We start from the raw sequence: 2144 nt of genomic DNA on the forward strand, positions 1-2144 counted from the left end.
AATTATTGAGGCACTGCGTGCGCCTCGCCGACTCTCTCGCTGCTTGAACAGCGGGCAAGAGCAGCGCGATAAGAATGCCGATGATGGCGATGACCACCAACAGCTCCACAAGTGTGAAACCATGTAGGGGCCGGCGGATGGTATCCTGCCGTCGTGGCGTGTCAACGGTTTCTTTTCCCCCTACATGGAGTTCACGAAGATGAACGCTCAAATTTCGCAGATGGTGGTTCCCGCCGGCGGTCACGTGTGCGTCGGCATCGATTTGCACAAGGACACGATGATGATTTGCGTGCTCGTGCGCGGCAGCGGCGAAGTGGCCTGGCGCAAGATCCCCTGCAAGAACCGGGACCAGATCGTGGAGTTCTTTCGCGCTCTGCCCCGGCCGCACACGGTGGCCATCGAGGCGGTCGGCTTTTACCGCTGGCTGTGGGAACTGCTCGAACCGATCGTCGAGCAGCTGGTGCTGTGCGACGCCACCCAGGCCCGCGCGCTGGCCGGCCGACGAATGAAGACCGACCGGGAAGATGCTTTCAACGTGGCGGAACTGCTGGCCGCCGGTCGGTTGCCCGTGGCTTACGCTCCGCCCTTGGAAGTGCAGATCCTGCGCGATTGGACGCGGCAGCGCAACAAGCTCTCCCGCGACCATGCCCGTTCGCTCCACGGCGTCAAGAGCATCATGAACGCCAACAACCGGCCGGGCAGTGCGCGACTCGACAGTGCCGGCTTGTCCCGCTATCTGAAGGCCTTCCAAGACTTGCTCCCCGAGCGACACGTCCGCATGCTCTGGCAGCACCAACGGCAGCTCAGTTGCCTGGAGGAAGAAATTGGGATGTGCGAGCGAGAGATCGTCCGCGCCCTGGACATTCCCCGCTTCCAAGCCGTGGCCAAATTGCTGTACACGGCGCCTGGCGTGGGGTTCGTCACCGCCGCCACGGTGCTGGCCGAGATCGGTGACTTCGCGCGGTTCCCCGACGCCAAGGCGATTGGCCGCTATGCCGGACTCACGCCGACGCTGTACGCCTCGGGAGGCAAAGAGCGACACGGGCACATTAGCAAGACCGGCCCCAGCGATTTGCGGTGGGTGTTGCAGCAGGCGGCCTGGACCGCGATTCGCTGCAACGACCGAATCAAAGGCCGCTGGCTGAAGATCAGCCGGGGGGCCAACAAAAAAGCCGCCGCCGTGGCCATTGCCCGACAACTGCTGGTCGCGCTGTGGCAAATGGTGCGACGCAACGAAGCTTACCGAACGCCGAACGAGCCGGCTCCGGTCCCCACGCCGGCTTAAACCAAACCAAGAGCAGTGAGTGTTTACGGGACCTCGAAGCGAGAATCGGGGCTCGACAGCCCGCCTGGCTTTATGGGCCAAGGCCTCAACGGCCAGAGCCCGTAAATGTGAATGGGCGTCGATCCTCCCGCACGCGATCTCATGGGTCGGACTCCGGTCTTGCTCAGCCCTCTTGGAGGAAGGAAGTAATTCTTTCTTTGAGGAAGGGGAGCAGGAAAGGTTGTTCTGAACTCGAATAGTTGAATGGCCCCTTCGAGGGCGCTTCGCGGTCAAAACCCATTCGCAGATCCTGAGCGCTCTGCCGATTAGCGCAAGCAATAACGGCCAGGAGGAAAATATGTAAGCAACGCCCACTTGACGAATCCCTACATAGTTGAAACCTCGGCTGGCCTCGATTCGCCCTTGGGGCGCTGGCTGGGCACTAGCTGGCGATGACATGTTCATTCCGGCTTTCCTCTCGGCTAAGTTATCGATCCAGCGAGATACGCCTCTTCTCTGTTCCTTAGTTTCGCGACTAAGCAACCGGCATAGCGCGTGGTCGCAATCAAAGCGCCGCGAATCGTGCGGCTCGGCCGTTCGCTGAATACCGCCGAAAAATGAGCAACGATAAGCTTCCGCAAAGCAGTATCATCGCGGCTTGTGGCTCTGGCACGGGCGACGCGCCGGGAGCTGGAGCCGTCGGAAAATTCGCTTGCCACTCGGCAAAATCGGCTCCGTCCACGTCGCCGTCGCCATCGGCATCACCACTTGCTAACGTTGCACCAGACGCAGTTGGATAATTCGTTTGCCAAGCGACGAAGTCGGCGCCGTCGACATCGCCATCCCCGTCAAAATCGCCGGGTTGCCCTGGTGGAACAAT

2 protein-coding genes are annotated in these 2144 nt (G+C 61.1%); one reads left to right on the forward strand and one right to left on the reverse strand.

Annotated features, from left to right (window positions below; translation table 11 throughout):
• Positions 1-211 (reverse strand): prepilin-type N-terminal cleavage/methylation domain-containing protein (locus VHD36_12905; protein HVU88211.1); only part of this gene is annotated, 211 nt, incomplete at its 3' end.
• Here VHD36_12905 and VHD36_12910 point away from each other — a divergent pair.
• Positions 200-1285 carry an IS110 family transposase gene (locus VHD36_12910; protein HVU88212.1) on the forward strand — a complete coding sequence of 362 codons (1086 nt, stop codon included), beginning with the start codon at positions 200-202 and terminating at the stop codon, positions 1283-1285. The genes VHD36_12905 and VHD36_12910 overlap by 12 nt on opposite strands.
• Positions 1286-2144 lie beyond the last annotated feature (859 nt).

This window comes from Pirellulales bacterium (assembly GCA_035546535.1).
In the GTDB taxonomy this organism is placed as follows: Bacteria; Planctomycetota; Planctomycetia; order Pirellulales; family JACPPG01; genus JACPPG01.

Bases quoted from the DNA above. Each gene is read 5' to 3' on its own strand.
- VHD36_12910 (HVU88212.1), top strand. From the start codon at position 200: ATGAACGCTCAAATTTCGCAGATGGTGGTTCCCGCCGGCGGTCACGTG.